This is a genomic window from Pseudomonas sp. S3_B08 (assembly GCF_054667725.1).
In genome coordinates this window covers 428396-454128 of sequence record NZ_CP162750.1, presented here as the reverse complement: position 1 = coordinate 454128, position 25733 = coordinate 428396, and the positions used below count along the sequence as shown (strand labels likewise).

General features: G+C 59.9%; 22 protein-coding genes. 11 read left to right on the top strand and 11 right to left on the bottom strand.

The features are described 5' to 3' along the window. Window positions 1-183: 183 nt before the first annotated feature. Entirely contained in the window at window positions 184-900 is a 717-nt protein-coding gene (locus AB4N73_RS02180) for a TorF family putative porin (RefSeq protein ID WP_236167948.1), read from the top strand. 77 nt (window positions 901-977) lie between these two features. Further along, on the top strand, window positions 978-1847 hold the full coding sequence (locus tag AB4N73_RS02175; protein WP_460142878.1) for a DUF6279 family lipoprotein: 870 nt from the start codon (window positions 978-980) through the stop codon (window positions 1845-1847). A gap of 120 nt (window positions 1848-1967) precedes the next feature. On the opposite strand, the gene AB4N73_RS02170 is transcribed toward AB4N73_RS02175, so the two are convergent. Beyond that, window positions 1968-2360, bottom strand: coding sequence for a transcriptional regulator (locus AB4N73_RS02170; RefSeq protein ID WP_095180673.1), 393 nt, complete (start codon window positions 2358-2360; stop codon window positions 1968-1970). Between the two features lie 174 nt (window positions 2361-2534). On the opposite strand from AB4N73_RS02170, the gene AB4N73_RS02165 reads away from it, so the two are divergent. From AB4N73_RS02165 to AB4N73_RS02155, 3 genes are all read left to right on the top strand, one after another. Further along, a complete protein-coding gene (locus AB4N73_RS02165) occupies window positions 2535-3278 on the top strand; it encodes a DUF899 domain-containing protein (RefSeq protein WP_460142877.1) in 744 nt (247 codons plus the stop codon). Between the two features lie 256 nt (window positions 3279-3534). Beyond that, window positions 3535-3708, top strand: coding sequence for a YhfG family protein (locus AB4N73_RS02160; RefSeq protein ID WP_110645024.1), 174 nt, complete (start codon window positions 3535-3537; stop codon window positions 3706-3708). A 103-nt stretch (window positions 3709-3811) separates the two neighbouring features. Further along, entirely contained in the window at window positions 3812-4087 is a 276-nt protein-coding gene (locus AB4N73_RS02155) for a hypothetical protein (RefSeq protein ID WP_041478956.1), read from the top strand. A 51-nt stretch (window positions 4088-4138) separates the two neighbouring features. On the opposite strand, the gene AB4N73_RS02150 is transcribed toward AB4N73_RS02155, so the two are convergent. Next, on the bottom strand, window positions 4139-5479 hold the full coding sequence (locus tag AB4N73_RS02150; protein WP_236167951.1) for a DEAD/DEAH box helicase: 1341 nt from the start codon (window positions 5477-5479) through the stop codon (window positions 4139-4141). A gap of 191 nt (window positions 5480-5670) precedes the next feature. On the opposite strand from AB4N73_RS02150, the gene AB4N73_RS02145 reads away from it, so the two are divergent. After that, window positions 5671-6969 (top strand): mechanosensitive ion channel family protein, encoded by a 1299-nt coding sequence (locus AB4N73_RS02145; RefSeq protein ID WP_056783642.1) that lies wholly within the window; start codon window positions 5671-5673, stop codon window positions 6967-6969. Window positions 6970-7075: 106 nt separating this feature from the next. Here AB4N73_RS02145 and AB4N73_RS02140 read toward each other — a convergent pair whose 3' ends face one another. The 3 genes from AB4N73_RS02140 to AB4N73_RS02130 form a co-directional block, all read right to left on the bottom strand. Further along, window positions 7076-7942 (bottom strand): carboxylate/amino acid/amine transporter, encoded by an 867-nt coding sequence (locus AB4N73_RS02140; RefSeq protein ID WP_460142876.1) that lies wholly within the window; start codon window positions 7940-7942, stop codon window positions 7076-7078. A gap of 713 nt (window positions 7943-8655) precedes the next feature. Beyond that, window positions 8656-9255, bottom strand: coding sequence for an FMN-dependent NADH-azoreductase (locus tag AB4N73_RS02135; RefSeq protein ID WP_041478822.1), 600 nt, complete (start codon window positions 9253-9255; stop codon window positions 8656-8658). A 232-nt stretch (window positions 9256-9487) separates the two neighbouring features. Then, window positions 9488-9802 carry a hypothetical protein gene (locus AB4N73_RS02130; RefSeq protein WP_016771198.1) on the bottom strand — a complete coding sequence of 105 codons (315 nt, stop codon included), beginning with the start codon at window positions 9800-9802 and terminating at the stop codon, window positions 9488-9490. A 49-nt stretch (window positions 9803-9851) separates the two neighbouring features. Here AB4N73_RS02130 and AB4N73_RS02125 point away from each other — a divergent pair, with 49 nt between their 5' ends. From AB4N73_RS02125 to AB4N73_RS02110, 4 genes are all read left to right on the top strand, one after another. Further along, window positions 9852-10775, top strand: a complete 924-nt coding sequence (locus AB4N73_RS02125; RefSeq protein WP_016771199.1) for a LysR family transcriptional regulator — start codon at window positions 9852-9854, stop codon at window positions 10773-10775. Between the two features lie 14 nt (window positions 10776-10789). Next, window positions 10790-11593, top strand: a complete 804-nt coding sequence (locus AB4N73_RS02120; RefSeq protein ID WP_236167953.1) for an alpha/beta fold hydrolase — start codon at window positions 10790-10792, stop codon at window positions 11591-11593. A 3-nt stretch (window positions 11594-11596) separates the two neighbouring features. Beyond that, window positions 11597-12160 carry a peptidylprolyl isomerase gene (locus AB4N73_RS02115; protein ID WP_150742416.1) on the top strand — a complete coding sequence of 188 codons (564 nt, stop codon included), beginning with the start codon at window positions 11597-11599 and terminating at the stop codon, window positions 12158-12160. An 88-nt stretch (window positions 12161-12248) separates the two neighbouring features. Beyond that, entirely contained in the window at window positions 12249-14081 is a 1833-nt protein-coding gene (locus tag AB4N73_RS02110) for an ABC transporter ATP-binding protein (RefSeq protein WP_056783633.1), read from the top strand. 118 nt (window positions 14082-14199) lie between these two features. Here AB4N73_RS02110 and AB4N73_RS02105 read toward each other — a convergent pair whose 3' ends face one another. Next, window positions 14200-15324 (bottom strand): GNAT family N-acetyltransferase, encoded by a 1125-nt coding sequence (locus AB4N73_RS02105; protein ID WP_353189069.1) that lies wholly within the window; start codon window positions 15322-15324, stop codon window positions 14200-14202. Window positions 15325-15604: 280 nt separating this feature from the next. Between AB4N73_RS02105 and AB4N73_RS02100 the strand changes: the two genes are divergently transcribed. Beyond that, window positions 15605-16927 (top strand): putative porin, encoded by a 1323-nt coding sequence (locus AB4N73_RS02100; protein ID WP_041478827.1) that lies wholly within the window; start codon window positions 15605-15607, stop codon window positions 16925-16927. A gap of 264 nt (window positions 16928-17191) precedes the next feature. Here AB4N73_RS02100 and AB4N73_RS02095 read toward each other — a convergent pair whose 3' ends face one another. The 5 genes from AB4N73_RS02095 to aceK all read right to left on the bottom strand — a co-directional run bounded on the left by AB4N73_RS02095 (window position 17192) and on the right by aceK (window position 25653). Beyond that, window positions 17192-17431: an anti-sigma factor family protein gene (locus AB4N73_RS02095; RefSeq protein WP_236167956.1), complete on the bottom strand. Its 240-nt coding sequence runs from the start codon at window positions 17429-17431 to the stop codon at window positions 17192-17194. Further along, complete coding sequence (locus tag AB4N73_RS02090) at window positions 17425-18036, bottom strand: RNA polymerase sigma factor (protein WP_375123257.1); 612 nt, start codon at window positions 18034-18036, stop codon at window positions 17425-17427. Before AB4N73_RS02090 ends, AB4N73_RS02095 begins: the two co-directional genes overlap by 7 nt. A 135-nt stretch (window positions 18037-18171) precedes the next feature. Beyond that, window positions 18172-19293: a beta-ketoacyl-ACP synthase III gene (locus AB4N73_RS02085; protein ID WP_016771207.1), complete on the bottom strand. Its 1122-nt coding sequence runs from the start codon at window positions 19291-19293 to the stop codon at window positions 18172-18174. 453 nt (window positions 19294-19746) lie between these two features. Then, a complete protein-coding gene (gene hrpA, locus AB4N73_RS02080; protein WP_460142875.1) occupies window positions 19747-23658 on the bottom strand; it encodes an ATP-dependent RNA helicase HrpA in 3912 nt (1303 codons plus the stop codon). A 273-nt stretch (window positions 23659-23931) separates the two neighbouring features. Further along, a complete protein-coding gene (gene aceK, locus AB4N73_RS02075) occupies window positions 23932-25653 on the bottom strand; it encodes a bifunctional isocitrate dehydrogenase kinase/phosphatase (RefSeq protein ID WP_056783617.1) in 1722 nt (573 codons plus the stop codon). Window positions 25654-25733: the final 80 nt, after the last annotated feature.

The following is a 25733-nucleotide window of genomic DNA, read 5'->3' as shown; positions in this document are numbered from 1 at the left end:
GAGGCGCTTTGAGCTTCGAAGCGCCTGGACTGGCACCGCGCAATACCCCTTCGCTTTAAACAATAATCCTCAAAAATCGACGAACGGCCATCAATGCCGGTTATTCGCCGGTATCCTTGCACGCGTCTAGATCAAGCGTTTCAGCAGGCCTTCGCCCTGCGCTCGCGGTTCATGGAGTGACGCATGCGCCCATTTTCCTGTTTATTGTTCGTCAGCCTGCTGTCAGGCGCGACCGCGCACGCGCAGGTTTTTCAGGGTGAACTGGGCGACTTCGATCTCAAGCTCGGCACCACGCCCAGCCGCAGCATGGCCCAGGGTCTGGTGAAACCGGCGGCGGTCGGCTCGTTTCACGGCGGCCTCGACCTGAGCCACGACAGCGGCGTGTATTTCGGTCAGTACGCGCCGAGCATGGGCATCACCCCCGGCAAAAACCTCGAGATCGATTCCTACGTCGGCTTCAAGCAGCCTTTCGATCAGGTGCTCGGCTATGAAGTCGGGATGATCCATTACAGCTATCCCCGCGTGGACACCCTCGACAGCCAGGAGCTGTTCGGCGGTCTGACTCTGCTCGGCAGTCGCTTCGGCATCGCATTGAGCAACGACCCGGATAAACAGAACAACACCTTGTTTGCCGACCTCACTGGCAATCAGCCGTTCGGCATCGGCGTGAGCATGAAATACACCACCCATCAACTGAACACACCGGTGGCGGTGGACGGTGGTTATGTCAGCAGTTTCACCGATTGGTCGGTGAAGCTGTCGCGACCATTCATGGGCGTCGATCTCGATCTGATCTACAGCAATTCCAGCCTTAGCGGCAGCGATTGCTCGGCCTATTCCGGGCACAACAGCGAGTGCGACGGCCTCGTCACCCTCAAGGCTGTACGCACGTTCTATTGATCGGCTGAACTGCCGCGCGCATCCTGCATCACATAAGAATCAGATTTCCGACGCCAGGCTCTCGCAAGGATTTGCCCATGTCTCGCTGGTTCAAACAGATTGCCGCCCTGCTGATCTTCACCCTCGCCCTCGGCGCTTGCAGCCGCGTGGGCCTGGCCTACCGCAACCTCGACGTGATTATTCCATGGTCGCTGAGTGACTACGTGGACATGAACGGCGAGCAGAAAGACTGGTTCAACGACCGGCTCAAAGAACACCTGAGCTGGCATTGCACCACGCAGTTACCCGATTACCTCGACTGGCTGGACCGTTTGCAGGCCATGGTCGAGAGCAATCAGGTTACTGACGCCGCGCTGCAGGAGCGCACCGCTGAAGCCAAACAGGCCATCGCCGAAACCGCCCGGGAAATCACCCCTTCGGCCATCGAGTTGCTACAAGGTCTGGACGAAAGACAGGTGGCAGAAATGAATGATGCGTTTGCCAAGGATCTGCGCAAACGCCAGCAGGAATACGTGAAACCGCCGCTGGCCCAGCAGATCAAGGAACGCGGCGAGCGCATGGAAAAACGCTTGAACGATTGGCTAGGCCCGCTCAGTGACACGCAGAAACAACGCGTAGTGGCCTGGACTAACGCCTTGGGCGACCAGAACACCCAATGGATCGCCAACCGCGCGCACTGGCAGCAACAGTTCAGCGCCGCCGTTGCGCAACGCCAAAGCCCGGAATTCCCACAACGCATCGAGACACTTCTAGTCAACCGCGAGCGGTTGTGGACAGCGGACTACCGCGAGGCCTACGCCAACACTGAAGCCCAGGCACGCTCGCTGTTTGTCGATCTGATGGCGCAGAGCACGCCGCAACAGCGTGAGCGGTTGTTGAAGAAAATCGAGAAAGTGCGTAAGGACTTCAATGACCTGAAATGCCTGAAGGCCGCGCAGAAACCTTGAGATTACTGGAATCCAATGTGGGAGCGAGCCTGCTCGCGAAAGCGGTGTATCAGACAGTTCAATGTCACTGACAAACCGTATTCGCGAGCAGGCTCGCTCCCACAGGGGGATTTCGCTGGCTCAGGCGATTTGAGCCTTTGAAGCGACTTCATCAAATGTCACCTCATCCAGCGCATCCTCCTGCTCATCCAGCACCTGACGCGGGTGGTCGTTGCCGGGGATGCTGCTGTCGATCAGGCTCAGCAGGCTGGAACCGCGCTGCGTCAGAATGAAATTGTTGCCGGTACTGCCTTCATGATCCGGACGCGGCTCGATATAACCACGGTCAAGCAGCAGACTTTCATACTCACAGGCCAACGTTTTCAAATGGTCGAGATTCTCGATCGGCTCGCCAGCGCTGGCTTTCTCGGCCGCGTAGGCTTCGGCATAAGCGCGGGGAGCGAAGCTCTGTCCAGCGCTGTTCTGCACTTCATGCAGCAAACGTTCAATCAAATCCCAGTTATAAGTTGTCATCCTGGTTCAACCTCCGGTGCGGGTGATTTGTGCCGCTTTCAAAGGTTGTGACCCAAGCGCTGCGCAGCCGTTCAGCCGCATATCTTCGCGGCGACCGACCGGCGGTCTGTCGATTCTCTCGCTGGTTAAACGACTAGTCTGAAACAGCCGGTTCAACCCGCAGGAGACATGGTCATGAACGTTGCAAACCATCCGGTGGTATCACGCGAAGAATGGCTCGCCGCCCGTCAACAGCATCTGGCCCGCGAAAAAGCCTTCACCCGAGAACGCGATCGCCTCAGCGCCGAGCGCCGCGCCCTGCCGTGGGTGAAAGTCGACAAGGACTATCACTTCCAAGGTCCGAACGGCGAACTGAAGCTCTATGACCTGTTCGGCAACAACAGCCAGTTGGTCATCTATCACTTCATGTTTGCCAAAGACTGGGAGCAAGGCTGCCAGGGCTGCTCGTTCCTCAGTGACCACATTGATGGCGCCAACCAGCATCTGGCCCACCACGACGTCGCGGTGGTTGCAGTTTCCCACGCGCCGTTCAACGAGTTTCAGGCGTTCAAACAACGCATGGGCTGGAAATTCGACTGGGTTTCGTCAGAAGGTTGCGATTTCAATTACGACTTCGGCGTCTGCGCCCGGGCTGAAGACGTCGCCGAGGGCAAGGCTACCTACAATTACGAAAAAACCGACAGCGCCGAGGAAGAAATGCCGGGGCTGAGCGTGTTTTATCGCAATGACGAAGGCGAGATTTTTCACACCTATTCAACGTACGCACGCGGTCTGGACATGCTGGTCGGCGCTTACCACTACCTTGATCTGACGCCCAAGGGCAGGAATGAAGACGAGATCATGGAATGGGTGCGACATCATGATCGGTATGACGGTGTGCCGAAGTCGGGTTGCTGTCATGGTGAGCAGCGATCTTGAGTTCACTGTGGAGAAAACACACGAGGACCTGTGGGAGCGAGCCTGCTCGCGAAAAACGATTACACGACAAGGCGGTGCTAACGTGTCGCCTGTTTCGCGAGCAGGCTCGCTCCCAAGGAGAACAATGTCTGGTTGGGAATTTGGCACGCACGTCGAAATGTTGTTCAACGCTGTATCGTTTGTGCCGTATTAAGCCGACAGGGCTCTGCGGATGTGCGTCCGCTATAATACGAGGTTCTGACATGGACAGGCGCCAATGCAAAAGCTCAGTTTAGAAACCAAAAAAATCTGGTTTGCCAAGCATCGCAAAGCCAACTTCGCAGCGAGTTTGCGTCTTGAAGGTTTCGTTCCGTCTGCTTGTGAAGGCGAGATCAAGCTGCCGACGCGAGAGGCCGCGTTGAAAGCTATCTTGCAATTAGCTGAAACGTAGCTGTGGACTTTGATCCGCATTCCTCCTGCGAAGCTTACTGAACTTTTGCCACGCTTCAGCCCTCAACCGGTTAACCCGCCTTAACCGGAACTGAGGCCTGCCCATGAAAATCCTGATCAAGCTCTCCCTCGCCGCCACTCTCGCCTGCGCCCTGCCCGTCTGGGCTTGCACGCCGGAAGAGGCGACGATCAAACGCGAACAACTGGCCAAGGAAGTCTCAAAGCTCACCGAGCAGAATCCGGAAAAAGCCAAGGAGATTAACGCCGAGTTGCAGAAAATGGATCTGGGCACGGCCAGCGCCGATCTGCCGGACAAGTGCCAGTTGATCGATCAGCGTTTGAAGGAACTGGGATCGGCGGAGAAAAAAGCCGACAGTTGAGGACGAAAAAAAACCGGACATTGTCCGGTTTTTTTATGCGCGTTCTAAAGCTTACTCAGCCGCAGGTTCTGCTGGCTTGCGACGCTTGAGCGGGGCCATGCCGTCGCTGCTCACCAGAGAATCCGGCTTTGGACGGTTGACGCTCTTGCGCTTGGTCGGCGTCTTGGCGGCGGTTTTCTTCTTGTCGGCCTTGGCGTCGGTCTTTTTCTTCTTCACGCCGACGGCTTTGCCCGAGGCCTTGACCTTTTTCGGCCCGCCGTAGGTGCCTTTGACTTCCTTGATGGTGCGGCGCTCGAAGCTTTGCTTCAGGTAGCGCTCGATGCTCGACATCAGGTTCCAGTCGCCGTGGCAGATCAGCGAGATCGCCAGGCCATCGTTGCCGGCGCGGCCGGTACGACCGATGCGGTGTACGTACTCGTCGCCGCTGCGTGGCATGTCGAAGTTGATCACCAGATCCAGACCGTCGACGTCCAGACCACGGGCCGCAACGTCAGTCGCGACGAGGATCTTTACGCCGCCCTGTTTCAGTCGATCGATCGCCAGTTTGCGATCCTTCTGGTCTTTCTCGCCGTGCAGCACGAACGCCTTGTATTCCTGGGCCACGAGGCGGCCGTAGATGCGGTCGGCCATGGCGCGAGTGTTGGTGAAGACGATGGCCTTCTGGTAGGTCTCGTTGGCCAACAGCCAGTTCACAATCTGCTCTTTGTGCTGATTGTGGTCGGCGGTGATGATTTGCTGACGAGTCGTCGAGTTGAGCTGGCTGACCGCGTTGAGCTGCAGGTGCTCAGGGTTGTTCAGGACCTTGGCGATCATTTCGCGCAGGCCGGAACCGCCGGTGGTGGCGGAGAACAGCATGGTCTGCTGACGGTTCGGGCACTCATCGACCAGACGCTGCACGTCTTCGGCGAAACCCATGTCGAGCATGCGGTCGGCTTCGTCGAGGACCAGCACTTCAACTTCTTTCAGGTCGAGGTTGCCGGCATTGAGTTGCTCGATCATCCGTCCCGGGGTGCCGATGAGGATGTCCGGCACTTTGCGCAGCATGGCGGCCTGGACTTTGAAGTCTTCGCCGCCAGTGATCAGGCCGGACTTGATGAAGGTGAACTGCGAGAAGCGTTCGACTTCCTTCAAAGTCTGCTGGGCCAGCTCACGGGTTGGCAGCAGGATCAGCGTCTTGATGCTGACGCGGATCTTCGCCGGGCCGATCAGGCGATTGAGGATCGGCAGGACGAAAGCGGCGGTTTTGCCGCTGCCGGTTTGCGCCGTCACCCGCAGATCACGCCCCTGGAGCGCCAGCGGGATGGCCGCGGCTTGCACAGGCGTTGGCTCGACAAATTTCAGCTCGGCCACGGCTTTGAGCAGGCGTTCGTGCAGGGCGAATTGGGAAAACACGGGTGCTACCTCGAAGATATGCAAAAAAACAGCTGCATAGGTTACCGGTTTCGAGCGCTCAGGCCGAGTTTCTTTGTGCAAACGCCGACAATCAGTGGTTTTTTTGTTGCCCGATTTGTCACTCGCTGCAATACACAGCGTCTTAAATGCTCTAATCGGCCCTCGCGTCTTACAGAAGAAACGTTTCGCTCATGGATATCAAACAGCTCTGGCTCAAAGCCCAAGGCCTCTGGGGCACGCTCGAAGAGCACCCACTTCTGCAATCGGGACTGGCGCTGCTGGTGCTGCTGGTCATCGCGCTGGTGCTCGGGCGAGTGGCGCGTTACCTGATCCTGCACGCCAGTCGCATGCTCGGCCGCCAACCGGCGCTGCACTGGATCAACGACTTTCGCCACAACAAGGTGTTTCAACGACTGGCGCAGATGACGCCGTCGCTGGTGATCCAGTTCGGCCTGCATCTGGTGCCGGAGCTGAGCAAAACCGCGATGAATTTCCTCGGCAACGTCGCGCTGGCCTTCACCATTCTGTTCCTGCTGCTGGCGGTCAGCGCCCTGCTCAACGCCCTGCTCGACATCTACGCGCGCACCGAGCATGCGCGTACACGCTCGATCAAAGGCTACGTGCAACTGGCGAAAATGGTTTTGTACGTGTTCGGCGCGATCATCATCGTCGCCACTCTGATCGACCGCTCGCCGCTGTTGCTATTGTCCGGTCTGGGTGCGATGTCGGCAGTGATTCTGTTGGTCTACAAGGACACCCTGCTGTCGTTCGTTGCCAGCGTGCAACTGACCAGCAACGACATGCTGCGCGTCGGCGACTGGATCGAGATGCCGCAAGTCGGCGCCGATGGCGACGTGGTCGACATCACGTTGCACACGGTCAAAGTGCAGAACTTCGACAAGACGATCGTCTCGATCCCGACCTGGCGGCTGATGTCCGAGTCATTCAAGAACTGGCGCGGCATGCAGCAGTCCGGCGGTCGGCGGATCAAACGCAGCCTGTTCATCGATGCCAGCGGCGTGCGCTTCATCCGCGACGACGAGGAAGAAAAGCTTTCGCAGGTGCACCTGCTGACCGACTACATGGGCCGCAAGAAAGCCGAGCTCAAGGCTTGGAACGAAGCGCAGGGCAATGTCGCAGCCATGTCAGCCAACCGCCGCCGCATGACCAATATCGGCACCTTCCGCGCGTATGCGCTGGCGTATCTGAAGAGTCATCCGGAGATTCAGCCGAACATGACCTGCATGGTCCGGCAGATGCAAACCACCGCGCAGGGCATTCCGCTGGAAATCTACTGCTTCACCCGCACCACGGTGTGGGCCGATTACGAGCGGATTCAGGGGGATATTTTCGATTACCTGCTGGCGGTGTTGCCGGAGTTCGGGTTGAGCCTGTATCAACAGCCGAGTGGCGGGGATTTGCGCGCCGGGTTGCTGCCGGCGGTCTTGGGCTCGGCGAGTATTCCCGAGCCGGAAAAACACCTGATGTAACCCAAAGATCAAATGTAGGAGCGAGCCTGCTCGCGAATGCAATGTGTCAGTCGACCCATACTTATCTGACCCAACGCCTTCGCGAGCAGGCTCGCTCCCACAGGGGTTATGCGGCGGCCGGGGATTTGCGGATGCCCACCCGACTGATCCACACCGCTGCCAGAATCACACCCCCGCCAAGGAACAACCGCCCCAGTTCCTCATGCTGATTCCAGATCAGCAGATTCAACAACAATCCCACCGGCACATGCAGGTTGTTCATCACCGCCAGGGTACCGCCGTTGACCATGCACGCGCCCTTGTTCCACCAGTACAGACCCAGCGCCGTCGACACCAGTCCGAGAAACAGCAACACCGCCCATTGCAGCGGCGCTTCCGGCAGGAAGTTCGACTTGCCGAACAACAGGAACGCTGGCAGCACAACCGCCAATGCGCCCAAGTAGAAATAACCGAAGCGGCGGTAATGCGGCAGGCCACTCGGATGCTTCGCCACCAGATGCTTGTACAGGACCTGCCCGGCGGCATAAGTGAAGTTGGCCAGTTGCAGCAGCAGGAAGCCCATGAAGAAGTCGGGACTGATGCTGTCGAAGCGAATCACCGCCGCACCCCCGACTGCTACCAGCGCAGCAATCAACGCCCACGGGTTGAAGCGGCGGTTCAGCGCGTCTTCGATCAACGTCACGTGCAGCGGCGTGAGAATGGTGAACAGCAACACCTCCGGCACCGTCAGCACGCGGAAGCTCAGGTACAGGCAGACGTAAGTCACCCCGAACTGCAACGCGCCGATGAGCAACATGCCACGCATGAACGCCGGCTCCACCGAACGCCAGCGCGTCAACGGAATAAACACCAGCCCGGCCAACACCACACGGACCAGCACCGCAAAGTAACTGTCGACATGCCCAGCCAGGTATTCGCCGATCAGACTGAAGGAAAACGCCTGGATCAGCGTGACAAAAAGTAGATAGCCCATGCTCGCCTCGAAAATCGAATGGCGGCGACGATAGCGGTTTTTCGGATGGGCTCCAACAGCAAACGGCGCCGGAATCAAAAGCCCCTCACCCTAGCCCTCTCCCGGAGGGGAGAGGGGACTGACCGAGGTGGTTGGGCAAGCTACGCCGACATGAAATACCGCATCGAATCCAAAGAAGCCAAAAACCGGCCCTCCACCGCTCAACACAATGAGCGCAAGCTCGAGTACCGCTCTTGATCTTGATCCACCCGCCCCGTCGGCAGGCTGAGCGGAGGGATTGATCCGGGCGTGGGAGCGCAGCGACCGTCTGGCGCAGCCAGACACAGCGGAAGGAGGTGCAGCGAAGCAAACCGGAGCCGCTGCGCCCGGATCGATCCCGCAGCGAAGGAACCCCGAGCCCCAGCGAGCGGGCCGAACGTTGGGGCACAGACCTTTGGTTACTTTGGGGCGTTTGCCAAAGTGACCCGCTGTAAGAGCGGAACCGCCAGCCGCAACACCGCAGTAACGGATATTCACCCAAAACCCCAAGAGCCTGGTCGGCCCAAAGGCCGCCAAGAAAACCCAGACAAAAAAAAGCCCGATCTCGCTAAAGCGTTCAATCGGGCTACAGCACTCAGGAGCAAAAGTGCAAAGGGAGGTTCGATGCGCGTGGAACCTTGAAGGGGTTGCGCCAGGTCACTTAAACAATCGGCGATTATCTGGCGATTAACCGATCAAGCGACCTGAGACAATTTGGCGTTGGCCTGATTCAGGCCCTTCTCCTGGAAGTCACCGCCCAGGTTCATGCCCTCAGCATGGATAAAAGTCACGTCGTTGATCCCGATGAAACCCATCACCTGACGCAGGTACGGTTCCTGATGATCCGCCGGGCCACCGGCATACACGCCACCGCGAGCGGTCAGGACAAAGGCGCGCTTGCCGCTGAGCAGACCTTGCGGGCCAGTTTCGGTGTACTTGAAGGTCACCCCGGCACGCAGCACATGGTCAAGCCAGGCCTTGAGCGTGCTCGGGATCGCAAAGTTGTACATCGGTGCAGCCATCACCAGCACGTCGGCGGCAAGCAGCTCATCAGTCAATTGGTTGGAGCGGTCCAGCGACGCCTGTTCGCTGTCGTTGCGCTGTTCGGCGGGTTTCATCCAGCCACCCAGCAAATTGGCGTCCAGATGCGGCACCGGGTTCGCGGCGAGGTCACGCACGGTGATCTGATCGGCAGGGTGCGCGGCTTTCCACTGAGCGATGAAGGTCTGGGTCAGTTGACGGGAAACCGAATCTTGCTGGCGGGCACTGCTTTCGATGATCAGAACGCGGGACATGGTGTGTAGCCTCCATCCGAGAATGTTGTAAGTCGATGGAGTGAAGGTTAAACAGAGTCGAATCGATGAAAAAGCGCAAATATCCGCTGTAATCCATCGATAAATTCGTTTATAAGCTAGACCCATATCCCCTGTGGAAGCGAGCCTGCTCGCGAAAGCGGAATGTCAGTCACATCATCTCTGGATGACACTCCGTCTTCGCGAGCAGGCTCGCTCCCACAGGGAAATAGCGTTATTTCGGGGTGCAGGTCAGTTTGATGCGCAGCTTGATGATCTCGCGGGTGAACTTGGCCGTGGCGTTTTTATGCTTGCCCGCCGGCACATCGATGCTGCGCGTGCGCGGTGCTTCCGGGCCGTTGCTGAACACCGCACGGCAGGTCGCATCGACGTCACCGTAATTGGCCACGCGGATCGAGCCTATGTCGTTGTCCGTGTCGTAAGTCTCGTAGTCGATCTTCATGCCGTTGAGATCCTTTTGCACATCGATCGGATAGGCAAACGCGGTCAACGGCAGCAGCGCCAGCACCACACAACAGAATTTTTTCATTCGGCAGTCTCCATGAGGGACGGCCAGCTTAGGACAAGAGGAGCTATTGATGAAAGCGCCCCGCGTGACCCTTGATCAATGGCGAACGTTGCAGGCCGTGGTCGACCACGGCGGATTCGCCCAGGCCGCCGAGGCCCTGCACCGTTCGCAATCGTCGGTGAGCTACACCGTCGCCCGCATGCAGGATCAGCTCGGCGTGCCGTTGCTGCGCATCGACGGGCGCAAAGCTGTGCTCACCGAGGCCGGCGGCGTGTTGTTGCGCCGTTCGCGGCAATTGGTCAAACAGGCCAGCCAACTCGAAGACCTCGCCCATCACATGGAGCAAGGCTGGGAAGCGGAAGTGCGGCTGGTGGTGGATGCGGCCTACCCGAGCGCGCGGATCGTCCGCGCGCTGACCGCGTTCATGCCGCAGAGTCGCGGCTGCCGCGTGCGTTTGCGCGAGGAAGTGTTGTCGGGGGTCGAGGAAGTGCTGCTCGAAGGCGTGGCGGACCTGGCGATCACCGGCCTGAGCATTCCGGGCTACCTGGGTGCGGAGTTGAGCGATGTCGAGTTCGTCGCCGTTGCCCACCCTGATCATCCGCTGCATCGGCTCAACCGCGAGCTGAGCTTTCAGGATCTGGAAACCCAGATGCAAGTGGTGATCCGCGACTCCGGCCGCCAGCAGCCGCGCGATGTCGGCTGGCTCGGCGCCGAGCAGCGCTGGACCGTCGGCAGCCTCGCCACCGCCGCGACCTTTGTCAGCAGCGGCCTGGGTTTTGCCTGGCTACCGCGGCACATGATCGACCGCGAATTGAAGGATGGTTCGCTCAAGCTGCTACCGTTGGATCGAGGCGGCAGCCGCAATTCGAGCTTCTATCTGTATTCGAACAAGGACAAACCCCTGGGCCCGGCCACGCAGATCCTCATCGAACTGCTGCGCACCTTCGACACCTTGCCGCTGGACGCACCGTTCGCCGCACCTGAACAAGCCTGACACGGAGTTCACCGATGGCGTATTTCGAGCACGAAGGTTGCAACCTGCACTACGAGGAATATGGCCACGGTGCGCCGTTGCTGCTGGTCCACGGGCTCGGCTCGAGCACACTGGACTGGGAAATGCAGATCCCGGCGCTGGCCGCGCACTACCGGGTAATCGTCCCGGACATTCGCGGCCACGGGCGCTCGGACAAACCCCGCGAGCGCTACAGCATTGCCGGGTTCAGCGCCGACCTGCTGGCCTTGATCGAGCACCTGCGCCTCGGCCCGGTGCACTACGTCGGGCTGTCGATGGGCGGGATGATCGGTTTTCAGCTGGCCGTCGATCAGCCGCAGGTGCTCAAGAGCCTGACCATCGTCAACAGCGCGCCACAAGTCAAATTGCGCAGCCGCGACGATTATTGGCAGTGGTTCAAACGCTGGAGCCTGATGCGCCTGCTCAGCCTGGAAACCATCGGCAAAGCCCTCGGCAGCAAACTTTTCCCCAAGCCGGAACAGGCCGATCTACGACAGAAAATGGCCGAACGCTGGGCAAAAAACGACAAACGTGCTTATCTCGCCAGCTTCGATGCGATCGTGGGCTGGGGCGTTCAGGAACGACTTTCCCGGGTGTCCTGTCCAACGCTCGTCATCAGCGCCGACCGTGATTACACACCGGTGGCGTTAAAAGAAACCTATGTAAAACTGCTGCCGGATGCGCGGCTGGTGGTCATTGACGACTCGCGCCATGCCACCCCGCTCGATCAACCCGAACGCTTCAATCACACGCTGCTGGATTTTCTCGCCACAGCCGACCTTCACTCTCAGGATCACTGACCCATGCTGAAAAAACTCGCCCTCGCCGCCGGCTCCGTACTGTTTGCCGCCAACCTGATGGCTGCTACCCCGGCCAAGGCGCCCCACGTGCTGCTGGACACCACCAACGGCCAGATCGAAATCGAACTGGACCCGGTCAAGGCACCGATCAGCACGAAGAACTTCCTTGAATACGTCGACAGCGGTTTCTACAACAACACCATTTTCCACCGCGTGATCCCGGGCTTCATGGCTCAGGGCGGCGGCTTCACCCAGCAGATGCAACAGAAAGACACCAAGGCGCCGATCAAGAACGAAGCCAGCAATGGCCTGCACAACGTTCGCGGCACCCTGTCGATGGCGCGTACTTCCAACCCTGATTCGGCGACCAGCCAGTTCTTCATCAACGTTGCCGACAACGCATTCCTCGATCCGGGCCGTGACGCCGGTTACGCGGTGTTCGCCAAAGTGGTCAAGGGCATGGACGTCGTAGACGTCATCGTCAACTCGCAGACCACCACCAAACAAGGCATGCAAAACGTGCCTGTCGACCCTGTGATCATCAAGTCGGCCAAGCGCATCGACTGAGTTTCGCCGGGCATATCGAGCGGCGCCGGGCTGAGCCTGCGCCGCTCGCACTGATAAAAGGAGAGCCCGGATTCCGGGCGGTTATCTGATGCTCTATCGCCGTTTCGAACAACTTATCGATATCTTCCGCGACGCCCCGACGGCGTCCCCGCCGGACCGCGTCTGGCCCTTCTACGTCTATTACCTGAAGCAGGTCTGGCCGAGTTTCGCTGCCCTGCTTGTTATCGGCCTGTTTGCCTCATTGATTGAGGTTGCGCTGTTCAGTTACCTGAGCCGCATCATCGATCTGGCGCAAGGCACGCCCAACCCGAATTTCTTCAGCGACCACGCCCTCGAATTGACCTGGATGCTGGTGGTCGCTCTGGTGCTGCGACCGATCTTCTTTGCTCTGCACGACCTGCTGGTGCATCAGACCCTTAGCCCCGGCATGACCAGCATGATCCGCTGGCAGAACCACAGTTACGTGCTCAAGCAGAGCCTGAATTTCTTCCAGAACGACTTCGCCGGGCGCATCGCCCAGCGCATCATGCAGACCGGCAACTCGCTGCGCGATTCCGCCGTGCAAGCGGTGGACGCGCTGTGGCACGTGGTGATCTATGCGATCAGCTCGCTGGTGCTGTTCGCCGAGGCCGACTGGCGCCTGATGATCCCGTTGCTGACCTGGATCGTCGCCTACATCGGCGCGCTGTATTACTTCGTGCCGCGCGTGAAAGAGCGTTCGGTGGAAGCCTCTGACGCGCGCTCGAAATTGATGGGCCGTATCGTCGACGGCTACACCAACATCGCCACGCTGAAACTGTTCGCTCACACCAACTTCGAACAGCACTACGCCAAGGAAGCGATCGAGGAACAGACCGTCAAAGCGCAGATGGCCGGTCGCGTGGTGACCAGCATGGACGTGGCGATTACCACCATGAACGGCCTGCTGATCGTCGGCACCACGGCGCTGGCATTGTGGCTGTGGACGCAGTCGCTGATCACCGTCGGCGCGATTGCCCTGGCCACCGGCCTGGTGATTCGCATCGTCAACATGTCCGGCTGGATCATGTGGGTGGTCACCGGCATTTTCGAAAACATCGGCATGGTCCAGGACGGTCTGCGCACCATTTCGCAACCGGTCAGCGTCACCGACCGCGAGCAGGCCAAACCGCTGGCCGTGGCCTCGGGCGAAGTGCGTTTCGAGCACGTGGATTTTCACTACGGCAAGAAGAAAGGCATCATCGGCGACCTCAATCTGACGATAAAACCGGGGGAGAAAATCGGCTTGATCGGCCCGTCCGGCGCCGGCAAATCAACCTTGGTCAACCTGTTGCTGCGCCTGTACGACGTCGAGGGCGGGCGCATCCTGATCGATGGGCAGAACATTGCCGAAGTCGGCCAGGAAAGCCTGCGTGCGCGGATCGGCATGATCACTCAGGACACCTCGCTGTTGCACCGCTCGATCCGCGACAACTTGCTTTACGGCAAACCCGACGCCACCGACGCTGAACTGTGGGAGGCGGTGCACAAGGCTCGCGCCGATGAGTTCATTCCACTGCTGTCCGACGCTGAAGGCCGCACCGGTTTCGATGCCCATGTCGGCGAGCGCGGGGTGAAACTCTCGGGCGGTCAGCGCCAGCGCATCGCGATTGCGCGGGTACTGCTCAAGGACGCGCCGATCCTGATCATGGACGAAGCCACCTCGGCACTGGATTCGGAAGTCGAAGCGGCGATTCAGGAAAGCCTCGAGACCTTGATGCAGGGCAAAACCGTGATCGCCATCGCCCACCGTCTCTCGACCATCGCGCGCATGGATCGCCTCGTGGTGCTGGAAAACGGCAAGATCGCCGAGAGCGGCACCCACGCCGAACTGCTCGCCCATCGCGGCTTGTATGCGCGCTTGTGGGCACACCAGACCGGCGGGTTTGTCGGCATCGACTGATGCCTGGCGGTGCGGTGAAAAAACTGTGGGAGCGAGCCTGCTCGCGAATGCGGTGGATCAGCGACAAATTCGTCAACTGACCCGACGCTTTCGCGAGCAGGCTCGCTCCCACAGGGATCTATGCTTGGCGATAGGGCAAGGCGGTTTTCGCTTCTTCGGCATAGGCGAGGATGCCGGCGCGTTCCTGTTGCAGGAAATCTTTTACCGCTGCCTTCAACCCCGGATGGCGCAGGTAATGCCAGGAATGGGTGATCACCGGTTCGAAGCCGCGAATCAACTTGTGCTCGCCCTGCGCCCCGGCATCGAAACGCTGGATGCCATGGGCAATCGCGTAATCCATGCCCTGATAAAAACACGTCTCGAAATGCAGCCGATCAAACTCGGCCAGGCAGCCCCAATAACGCCCGTAGAAACTGTCGCCACCGACCAGGCTGAACGCCATCGCCACCGGCCGTGAGCCCTGTTTGGCAAGAACCACCCGAATCGCTTCGGGCATACGTTCGGCCAGCAGGCTGAAGAACTCGCGCGTCAGGTACGGCGCCTGACGCCGCACCGCATAAGTGTTGGCATAGCAGGCGTACACGAAATCCCACTGCGCCTCGCCCAGCTCTCGCCCCTCCAACCACTCGAACTCGAAGCCCTGCCCCGCCACCTGCTCGCGTTCCTTGCGCATCTGCTTGCGCTTGCGCGAACTGAGGGCGTCGAGGAAGTCCTGAAAGTCGCGGTAACCACGGTTCTGCCAGTGATATTGACAGCCGATGCGCTGCAGCCAGCCCGGCTGCTCGGCCATCGCCGCATCGGTAAACGGATCGGTGAAATTGATGTGCGCGCTGGACAGTTCTTCGATCTGCAGATAGCCCGGCAGGCTTTTCAGCAGTTCGAAACCGTCCTCGACCTTCGCCGCCAGCAAGCGCGGACCGCTGACCGGGCTGAAGGGCACAGCAGTCAGGAGTTTGGGGTAGTAATCGATGCCGGCACGCGCGCAGGCATCGGCCCAGCCGTGATCGAAAACGTACTCGCCGTAGGAATGCCACTTGCGATAACTGGGCAGTGCGGCGATCAGTCGATCATCTTCGATGTGCAGTAAATGTTCGGGCTGCCAGCCCGAATGCGGGCCGACACTGCCGCTGTCTTCCAGCGCACTGAGAAAGGCGTGGCGCAGGAACGGCTGGTTGTCCGGCACCAGCGCATCCCAGCTTGCCGGGGCGATTTCTGACAGGTCTTGCAGGCGTTGCAACGGCATTCACTGGCACTCCACAGCTTGGCGACAAAGCCCGGCGAGTATCGCTGATCGCGGCCCGGTTGCACACGCTCAATCGGCCGACAGCGCTCTAACTCGATAGTTCACGCCTGATACGCATCGTCATCAACCTGCCATCACTGTGCCACCGCTCTGTCATAAACCATCGCGATACTGGCGCCTGTTTTTAGAGCGCCGGGTTCTAACCCGGACACAGTTTTCCGGCCTTCAGCCGGTTGTGCCCAGGATGGTTCAGCCATCCCCTTCATCTTCGGAGATTGCTATGCGTCTTGCTTCCACGAAAACTGCAGCGGCCCTGTGCGGCGGCTTGTTGCTGGCCATGAGCGTTCCGGCCAGTGCTGCAGTCGACGCCAAACTGCTCGACATGCTCAAGGCCAACGGGTCGATTTCCCAGGCGCAGTACATCGAGCTGCAAACAGAACTGGCCAAGGATCAGAAGGCTCAGCAAATCGCCCAACAGGCGCAGCAGGAAACCAACGAACAAGTGGCGGCGGTCGCGAAGAAGACCAACGAACAGAGCCTGTTCGACCAGAAACTGGCTTGGGCGGCGAAGACCCAGTTCAAGGGCGACGTACGTATCCGCCAGGAAACCATCAAGATCGACGGCGAGCCGAACAACGGCGGCCGCGACAAGGATCGCCAGCGCATCCGTGCGCGTCTGGGCGCCTACACCGAGATCAACCCGCAAGTCGACACCGGCATCCGCATCGCCACCGGCGGCGGTGACGACGCGCGTTCGACCAACCAGGATCAGGACAACTACTTCGACAAGAAGCAGATCTGGCTCGACCTCGGCTACATCGACTATCACCCTGATCAGATCAAGAACCTGCACGTGATCGGCGGCAAGATGCTGCAACCGTGGGTGAGCATGGGCGACGTGATCTGGGACAGCGATATCAACCCGGAAGGTCTGGCCGTTACCTACAAGTATCCATTGGGCGGCAGCGCCGAACTGTTCGGCAGCCTGGGTAACTACAACCTCAAGGACAACGTTGACGGCGACGGCGTGCAGTTCCGCCACGACCTGCGTCTGACCGCTGGCCAGTTGGGCAGCCGCTTCAACATCACCGACAACCTGAAAATGACCGTCGGCGGCAGTGTCTACGCCTACCAGAACGACGAAGACAGCCGCTGCACCGGCACCTCGACGCCGTGCGCGCTGGCAGTCAACGGCAACTCGGCGAACAACGAATTCCGTCTGTATGAAGGGTTCAGCCAGATCGACATCGGCGGCCTGCCAATGCCGCTGTCGTTCTACGGCCAGTACGTGAAGAACAACGATGCCGTGACCGATCAGGACACCGCATGGTTGCTCGGCGCCAAGTCGAAAGTCTTCGGCTTCAACCTCGACTACAACTATCGCGACGTGCAGCGCAATGCCGTGGTCGGCGCCTTCACCGACTCCGACTTCGCCAACGGCACCACCGGTTCGCGCGGGCACAAGTTCAAGGTCGGTTACGACATCGACAAGAACTTCGCCGTCGGCGCCACGTACTTCCTGACCAAGGCCGACTTCGCCAGCCGCAGCCAGCGCGATGCAGATGCCAACACCCTGCAGCTGGATGCTGAAGCGAAGTTCTAAAACGGCAGCTACAAGCTACAAGCTACAAGCTACAAGCCAAGAGCTGCGAGTGAATGCCTTTACTTGCAGCTTGAGGCTTGAAGCTTGAAGCTGCCTCACTCCGGAGCGGGCGGGACGATCCCCATCATCCGTTCGTTTCACCCGCACCGGGTTATTTCTGCAGGATGCAAAAACCCCTGTAGGAGCTGCCGAAGGCTGCGATCTTTTGATCTTGATCCTGAAAACAAGATCAAAAGATCGCAGCCTCGTTTCACTCGACAGCTCCTACAGGGGGTTGTCTTTTCGTCGTTGCTCGGCCAGGCGTTCGGCCAAGGCATCGACGTTCTCGTCCGGTTTGTCCGGCATCGCCTTCAGGGTTGCCTGCATCACGCGCATCTGCCGCATGAAGCGCCGGCAGTTCGGGCAGAACAACAGGTGATGACGCACCATCAGCGTCTCGCGAAAGCTCAGTTGGCCGTCGAGATAATCGCTGGATCGTGCCACTTGCTCCTTGCAGGTCAACATTCTCCTGTCTCCTCAAAATGTTCCACGGTCGCAAAGACCTTCAAGCGTGCCCGGTGCAGCAGCACGCGGACATTGGAGAGCGAGATCTCCAGAAGATTACAGATCTCTTCCAGCTCCAGGCCCTGGCGTTCGCGCAACAGCAGGACACTGCTCTGCAACTCGGACAGACTCAGCAACGTATGTTCGAGGCATTCGCGCAGTTCGTTTTCGGTGAGTAGCGCTTCGGGGGTGTCCTGATGCCAGGCAAATGGCGCGACCAGCCAATGACCGTCGCTCGAGGAAAATCGATCATCACCTATGGTGCCGTGGGGCGATGGCAGGTCGTCGAGCAGGACCTCCCGGCGATTGAGCTTGTAGCGACTCTTGGCCGAATTGGCGGTGATGGTCAGCAACCAGGTCTTGAGGCTGGAGCGGCCTTCGAAGCTGGCCAGATGGCGGACCACCGACAGCCAGGCATCCTGCACCACTTCCTCGACATGACGCTGGCCGACAATCGCGTAAGCCACAGCGCGCATGGCGCTCTGATGCGTGGTGACCAGTTCCTTGAAAGCCTTTTGCTCCCCCGCCAGCAGGCGCGTGAGCAGTTGGGTGTCGTCAGCCGCCATCCATCAATCCCCTTGTCCGGACTTCGAAAATGAACGCGGCTGGTGTGCACCTGCCGCGACGTCCGAAAAATTACAGCGTTTCAATCGCTTCGGATGTAGGAAAGATCGACGCGATTAAGGGGAAATTAACCTGTTTCAGCGCTTGCGCAGCAACACACTGCCAATCGAGTAACCGGCTCCGAAGGAGCTGAGCACTGCCAGCGAACCCGAGGCCAGATCATCCTGATATTTATGGAAAGCAATGACAGAACCGGCCGAGCTGGTGTTGGCGTAGCTGTCGAGAATCACCGGAGCTTCTTCTTCGGTAGCTTCGCGGCCGAGCAGCTTGCGCACGATCAGGTGGTTCATGCTCAGATTGGCCTGGTGCAGCCAGAAGCGTTTCACGTCGCCGACATTGAGCTGGTTCTCTTCCAGGTGCTCGCCAATCAGCTCGGCGACCATCGGGCAGACATCCTTGAACACCTTGCGGCCTTCCTGCACGAACAGCTTGTCGCGGGCACCGATGCCCTCTTCCGCCGCGCGGTTGAGGAAGCCGAAGTTGTTGCGGATGTTGTTGGAGAACTTTGTCAGCAATTTGGTGCTGACCACGTCGAACTGGTACGGGGAGGTCGCCAGATCCGCGCGTTCGATGATCACCGCAGTCGCGGCATCGCCGAAGATGAAATGGCTGTCGCGATCACGGAAGTTCAGGTGCCCGGTGCAGACCTCCGGGTTGACCATCAGGATCGCCCGCGCCTGGCCCAGTTGCACGCTGTTGGCGGCGGCCTGGATGCCGAAGGTGGCGGAAGAACACGCCACGTTCATGTCGAAACCAAAACCTTCGATGCCCAACGCTTCCTGGACTTCGATGGCGATGGCCGGGTAAGCGCGTTGCAGGTTGGAGCAGGCAACGATCACGCCGTCGATGTCGGCTGCGGTTTTGCCGGCTCGTTGCAGGGCTTGTTCAGCCGCGCCGACGGCCATCTGGCAGAGCACCGACCATTCATCGTTGGAACGCTCGGGCAGGCGCGGGGCCATGCGTTGCGGATCGAGGATGCCGTCCTTGTCCATGACAAAGCGGCTCTTGATACCCGAGGCTTTTTCGATGAACGCGGCGCTGGATTCGGTCAGGGCCTGGACTTCACCGCTGGCAATGGCCTCGGCGTTATCGGCGTTGAACTGGGCGACGTAGGTATTGAAAGACTGCACCAGCTCTTCGTTGGAGATGCTGTTGGCCGGTGTGTACAGGCCGGTGCCGCTGATGACGACATTATGCATGGTCGTTTCTCTAATCTGTTCAGGCAGAAAGTGCTGGAACCGTCGTACCAACACGCAAAGGGTCTATTCCCATCCGGGGGACGCAAACCTGGCATCGTTTTATTCCGCAGCGCGACATGGCCGAAGGCTCTGGGTCGCGAAACGGCGGGTTATGGTGGCGAAGTTTGCCATAAACCCAGAATTTTGGCGCCTTTCTCCTGCTCAACTCGATCCCTGCAGGAGCTGCCGAAGGCTGCGATCTTTTGATGATCGTTCCCGCGCTCCGCGTGGGAATGCAGCCCGTGACGCTCCGCGTCACTGGACGCGGAGCGTTCCCAGAGGCATTCCCACGCAGAGCATGGGAACGATCGATGAACCGAGGTTGCAGGTTTTGGGGCGGCTTCGCCACCCAACGGGGATAAATCCCCTCGCCACAATGCCCGCTTTCACAGGGGGATTGTGTATGGCTGCAGGTCAGGGCTCGACCTGGCTCCACTGTTTGCTCAGGCGCTTGTCGGAGATCGGCACTTTCGTCCCCAACTGTTGCGCGAACAACGACACGCGGTATTCCTCCAGCCACCAGCGGTACAACTCCAGCTGCGGATCACGCTTGCCTTCCTGCGCATGCTTGGCCGCGCGGGTCTGGTATTGCGCCCACAGGCCAGCGAGTTCGCCACTCCAGACGCGATCCTTCTGCACCTGTGCGCCGAGTTTCTCGAAACGCTGCTCGACCGCTTTCAGGTAACGCGGCAACTCTTTGAGCCACTGCATCGGCGTCTCGCGGACGAAACCCGGATAGACCAGATTGCCGATCTGCTGCTTGATGTCGTTCAACGCCACCGCTTGCGCCAGATCGATCTTGCCCTTGAAGCGTTTTTGCAGACCGTGCCAGATCTTGAGGATTTCCAGCGTCAGCCGCGCAACCCGCTCGGCGTGCTCGGTCCAGTTGCCGCGTTTGCGTTCGGCCAGTGCCGCCAATCCGGCGCCATCGCGGGGCAACGGGTCTTCACCTTCGAGAATGCAGCTGTCGAGGCTGGCCAGCAGAATGTCTTCGACCAGCGCATCGACGCGGCCCAGTTCGCGATACAGCAAGCCCAGTTCAGTCTGCCCCGGCAACTTGCCCCGGAGGAATTTCGCCGGCTCGGCCAGTTGCTGCATCAACAAACGCTGCAAGGCCCGACGATGCTGGAACTCGGCTTCGGCCGGGGTCGAGAAGCGCCCTTCCTTGACCGCGCCGCCCTCTTCCACCAGCGCCGGGTACACCGTCATCGACAGCCCGGCGATCTTCTGCTGGGTCTTTTCTGCTACCGGCGCGAAGACTTTCGCCTCGACCGGCTGCTGACTTTTCGCACTCTGCGGCACCGCCAGCGCGGCCTGGCTGGCTTCGGCGAAGCGTGCGGTCAGCTCAGCCAGATCGCGGCCTTCGCCAAGGAACTTGTCTTCGCCGTCGACGATTTCCAGGTTCATGCGCAGATGGCTTTCAACCTGCTGCGCCGCTTCCGCCCACGCTTCATCGCTGACCCGCGCGCCGGTCATGCGCAGCAGCTCGCGACCGAGCGCTTGCGGCAGCGAACCTTCGGCGAAAGTCATGCGCTGCAACGCGGCCTTGATGAAGTCCGGCACTGGCACGAAGTTCTTGCGCAGGGCTTTCGGCAGGTTGCGCACCAGGGCAATGCACTTGGCCTCGATCAGCCCCGGCACCAGCCATTCCAGACGCTCCGGCGGCAACATCGGCAGCAACGGCGCCGGCACGCGCAAGGTCACGCCGTCGCGCGGGTGATTGGGTTCGAAATGGTAGGTCAGCGCCAGCTCCAGATCGCCGATGTGCAGGGTGTCCGGGTAATCACGGGCGGTGACTTCACTGGCCTCGCGAGCCAGCACGTCTTCTTCGCGCATGATCAACAGCTGCGGGTCTTTCTGGCTGTTGACCTTGTACCAACTGTCGAAGGTCGCGGTCTGGTGGATCTCCGCCGGCAGACGCGCATCGTAGAAGGCGTACAAGGTTTCTTCGTCGGCGAGAATATCGCGACGGCGAGCCTTGGCCTCCAGTTCGTCGAGCTGCTCGAGCAGTTTCTGATTGGCGCTCAGGCATTTGGCCCGCGACTGAATCTCGCCGCGCACCAGGCCTTCGCGGATAAACAGCTCACGCGACACCACCGGATCGACCGGGCCGTAATGCACCGGGCGGCGACCGACCACGATCAGGCCGAACAGGGTGATCTGCTCATAAGCTACGACCTGGCCGCGCTTCTTCTCCCAATGCGGCTCGAAATGGTTTTTCTTGATCAGGTGCCCGGCCAGCGGCTCGATCCAGTCGGCGTCGATCTTGGCGACCATGCGCGCGTACAGCTTGGTGGTTTCCACCAGTTCGGCGGTCATCAGCCACTGCGGACGCTTCTTGCCGATGCCCGACGACGGATGAATCCAGAAGCGCCGCTGCCGCGCGCCGAGGTAATCGCCGTCTTCGGTTTTCTGGCCAATCTGGCTGAGCAAGCCGACCAGTACCGCTTTGTGCAGCTTCGGATAATCCGCCGGCTCTTTGTTCAGACTCAGCTGCATGTCGCGGCAGATCAGGCTCAACTGACGGTGAGAATCACGCCACTCGCGCAAGCGCAGGTAATTGAGGAAATTCTTCCGGCACCAGTTGCGCAGCGGGTTGGCGGTCAGCGCCTGACGTTGCTCTTCGAAACCACGCCACAGATTGACCAGCCCGGCGAAGTCCGAATCCGGATCCTTCCATTGCGCATGGGCCTGATCCGCCGCTTGCTGACGCTCCGGTGGACGCTCGCGCGGGTCCTGAATCGACATGGCGCTGGCGACGATCAGCACTTCCTGCAGACTGCCGAGCCTGGCCGCTTCCAGGAGCATGCGGCCCATGCGCGGGTCGACCGGCAAGCGCGCCAATTGTCGACCGAGCGGGGTCAGCTGGCTGTTGCGATCTACTGCCGAAAGCTCTTGCAGCAGGTTGAAACCGTCGCTGATCGCCTTGCCGTCCGGCGGTTCGATAAACGGGAACGCGGTGATTTCGCCGAGGCGCAGATGGAGCATCTGCAAAATAACGGCGGCGAGGTTGGTGCGCAGAATTTCCGGATCGGTAAATTCCGGGCGGCCGAGGAAATCCTCTTCGCTGTACAAACGCACGCAGATACCCGGCTCGACCCGCCCGCAGCGACCTTTACGTTGATTGGCGCTGGCCTGGGAAATCGCTTCGATCGGCAAACGCTGGACCTTGGCCCGATAGCTGTAGCGGCTGATACGCGCGGTACCGCTGTCGATCACATAGCGAATGCCCGGCACGGTCAGCGAGGTTTCGGCGACGTTGGTCGCCAGCACCACACGGCGGCCCGGGTGCGACTGGAAGATGCGCTGCTGTTCAGCCGGCGACAGGCGCGCGTACAGCGGCAGGATTTCGGTGTGCTTGAGCTGGGCCTTGCGCAGCATGTCGGCAGCATCGCGAATCTCGCGCTCGCCGGGCAGGAACACCAGCACATCGCCGGGGCTGCGCCGTTCGCTGCGCTCGTAGGCGGCGATTTCGTCGAGGGTGGCGAGAATCGCCTGATCGACGGTCAGGTCATCCTCGACCCGGTTGCCCTCCTCGTCCTGCTCAAGCGTCAGCGGCCGGTACCAGGTTTCCACCGGGAAAGTACGCCCCGACACTTCGACGATCGGCGCGTCATCGAAGTGCTTGGAGAAGCGCTCCAGATCGATGGTCGCCGACGTGATGATGACCTTCAGGTCGGGACGGCGTGGCAGCAGGGTTTTCAGGTAACCGAGGAGGAAATCGATGTTGAGGCTGCGTTCGTGGGCTTCGTCGACGATGATCGTGTCGTAGCGTTCCAGATAACGGTCGTTCTGGGTTTCCGCCAGCAGAATACCGTCGGTCATTAGCTTGATCAGGGTGTTGGCATCGCTCTGATCCTCGAAGCGCACCTGATAGCCGACCAGCGCTCCAAGCGGCGTGCCGAGTTCTTCGGCGACGCGACTGGCGACACTGCGCGCGGCGATCCGACGCGGCTGGGTATGGCCGATCAGACCGTGCTGGCCACGACCGATTTCCAGACAGATTTTCGGCAACTGGGTGGTTTTGCCCGAACCGGTTTCGCCGGCGATGATCAGCACCTGATGTTGCTCCAGGGCCTTTTTGATTTCGTCGCGCTTGGCCGCGATCGGCAAACTGTCGTCGTAACGAATCACTGGCAGGCTCGCGCGACGCGCCAGTACCTGTTCACAGGACGCCTGCATGCGCGTCACCCACTGGGCCAGTTTGGCCTCGTCGGGTTTCTTGCGCAGTTCAAGCAACTGCCGCCGCAGCCGGTGACGGTCGGCGAGCATGGCGTGATCGAGGTTTTTCAGCAGTTTGTCGATGGAGGGCGATTCGTCGGTCATCGGGTAGGCAATTCGGTCGTCTATTTATGCAGGGGCGGATTGTCGCAGATTTGGGGGGGTTGTGGCGTGTCAGGGGGATTGCGACCCTCACCCTAGCCCTCTCCCAAAGGGAGAGGGGACCGATTGGGGGATGCTTCAAAGGTACATCGACCTGAAAGAGCTTTGCCGAATCCATAATCGCCGAGCTCTTTCAGGTCGGCGTTTGACCCAAGACACCTCGGTCAGCTCCCTCTCCCTCTGGGAGAGGGCTGGGGTGAGGGGCTTTTAAAAGAGCTACTCGTTGTCGAGGCCCTTGCGCCGGTATGGGAAGACGTCGATGACCTTCCCCGCCCGAATCGCCTCCTGCAAGCCCTTCCAGTAATCGGCGTTGTACAACTCGCCATGCAACTGATCGAACAGCTTGCGCTGTCCGGCATCGGCAAACAGGAACGGCGGAAACTCTTCGGGAAAAACGTCCAGCGGGCCGATGGAGTACCACGGCTCAGAGGCCATTTCATCCTCCGGCGTGCGCGGTGCCGGGATGTGGCGGAAGTTGGCTTCGGTCAGGAAGCAGATTTCGTCGTAGTCGTAGAACACCACCCGGCCGTGTCGAGTGACGCCGAAGTTCTTCAGCAGCATATCCCCGGGAAAAATATTCGCCGCCGCCAGCTGCTTGATCGCCAGGCCGTAATCCTCAAGCGCTTCACGTACCTGGGCGTCGTTGGCATTTTCCAGATACAGGTTGAGCGGCGTCATCCGGCGTTCGGTCCAGCAGTGGCGGATCAGCACGGTTTCGCCTTCGACCGAAACCGTCGACGGCGCCACCTCTAGCAATTCCTCCAGACACGCCGGATCGAACTTGCTCAGCGGAAAGCGAAAATCGGCAAACTCCTGGGTATCGGCCATACGCCCGACCCGATCGACGCTTTTCACCAGCCGATACTTTTCGATCACCGTGGCGCGATCGACGTTCTTCGACGGTGAGAAACGGTCCTTGATTATTTTGAATACGGTGTTGAAACCCGGCAGGGTAAACACGCTCATGACCATGCCGCGCACGCCCGGGGCCATGATGAACTGGTCGTCAGTGTTGGCCAGGTGATTGATCAGCGCGCGGTAAAACTCCGACTTGCCGTGCTTGTAGAAGCCGATCGAGGTGTACAGCTCGGCGATGTGCTTGCCCGGCAGGATGCGCCGCAGAAATCCGATGAACTCCGCCGGCACCGGGACATCGACCATGAAATACGAACGGGTGAAAGAGAAGATGATCGACACATCGGCTTCGTCGGTGATCAACGCATCGATCTGAATGCCCCGACCTTCGCGGTGCAACAACGGAATCACCAGCGGCCATTGCTCGTCGCGGGTGTAGATGCGCCCGACCAGATACGCGCCCTTGTTGCGGTAAAGCACCGAGGAAAACAGCTCGACGCTTAGCTCCGGGTCCTTGCACACCCAGTCCGGCAGGTTCTCGCGCAATTGCGCTTCGAGCCGCAGCAAGTCGCCGGGCAAATCAGCGTAATCCTCGCTGAAGCGGTAATCGGCGAAGATGCTGGCGAGCATCCCGGACAACTGGCCCTGCGGCTTGTACGTACGGGTTTGCGCGGCGCGGGCACGGCGCAGGCTTGGGCGCGTGGTGTGGATGAACATGCAGCCGTCGCTGATCAGGTCGTGGCTGAACAGCCCGCAGAAAATCGAGTTGTACCAGGTTTCGGACAGCTCATCGTCGAAGCGCAGGTCGATGACACTGATATAGGCGCTTTTCACCAGCGGCCAGCAGCTGACGTTCATCAGGGTCTCTTCGTCGAAATACTCGCGCAGGCGAGCGACGGTTTCGCCAACCTTTTCCTCATACAGACTGATCCGCGCCGCCGACGCGGCCTGCGCCTCCTGCCAGCGCGCCTGTTCGAAGCGCTCCCGCGCGCCATCGGTGATGCGGCGGAAATGCTCGCGGTAATCGTCGAAGCCGGCGAGGATCATCCGGGCGATCTCGGTGGCTGGCCATTGCTGCGACATAAATGAAACCTCGGCGGGAATTCGGTTGGTCTGAGCTTAGTCACGGAAGCGCTCGCAGGAAAAGCGCAATTTCTGCCAAA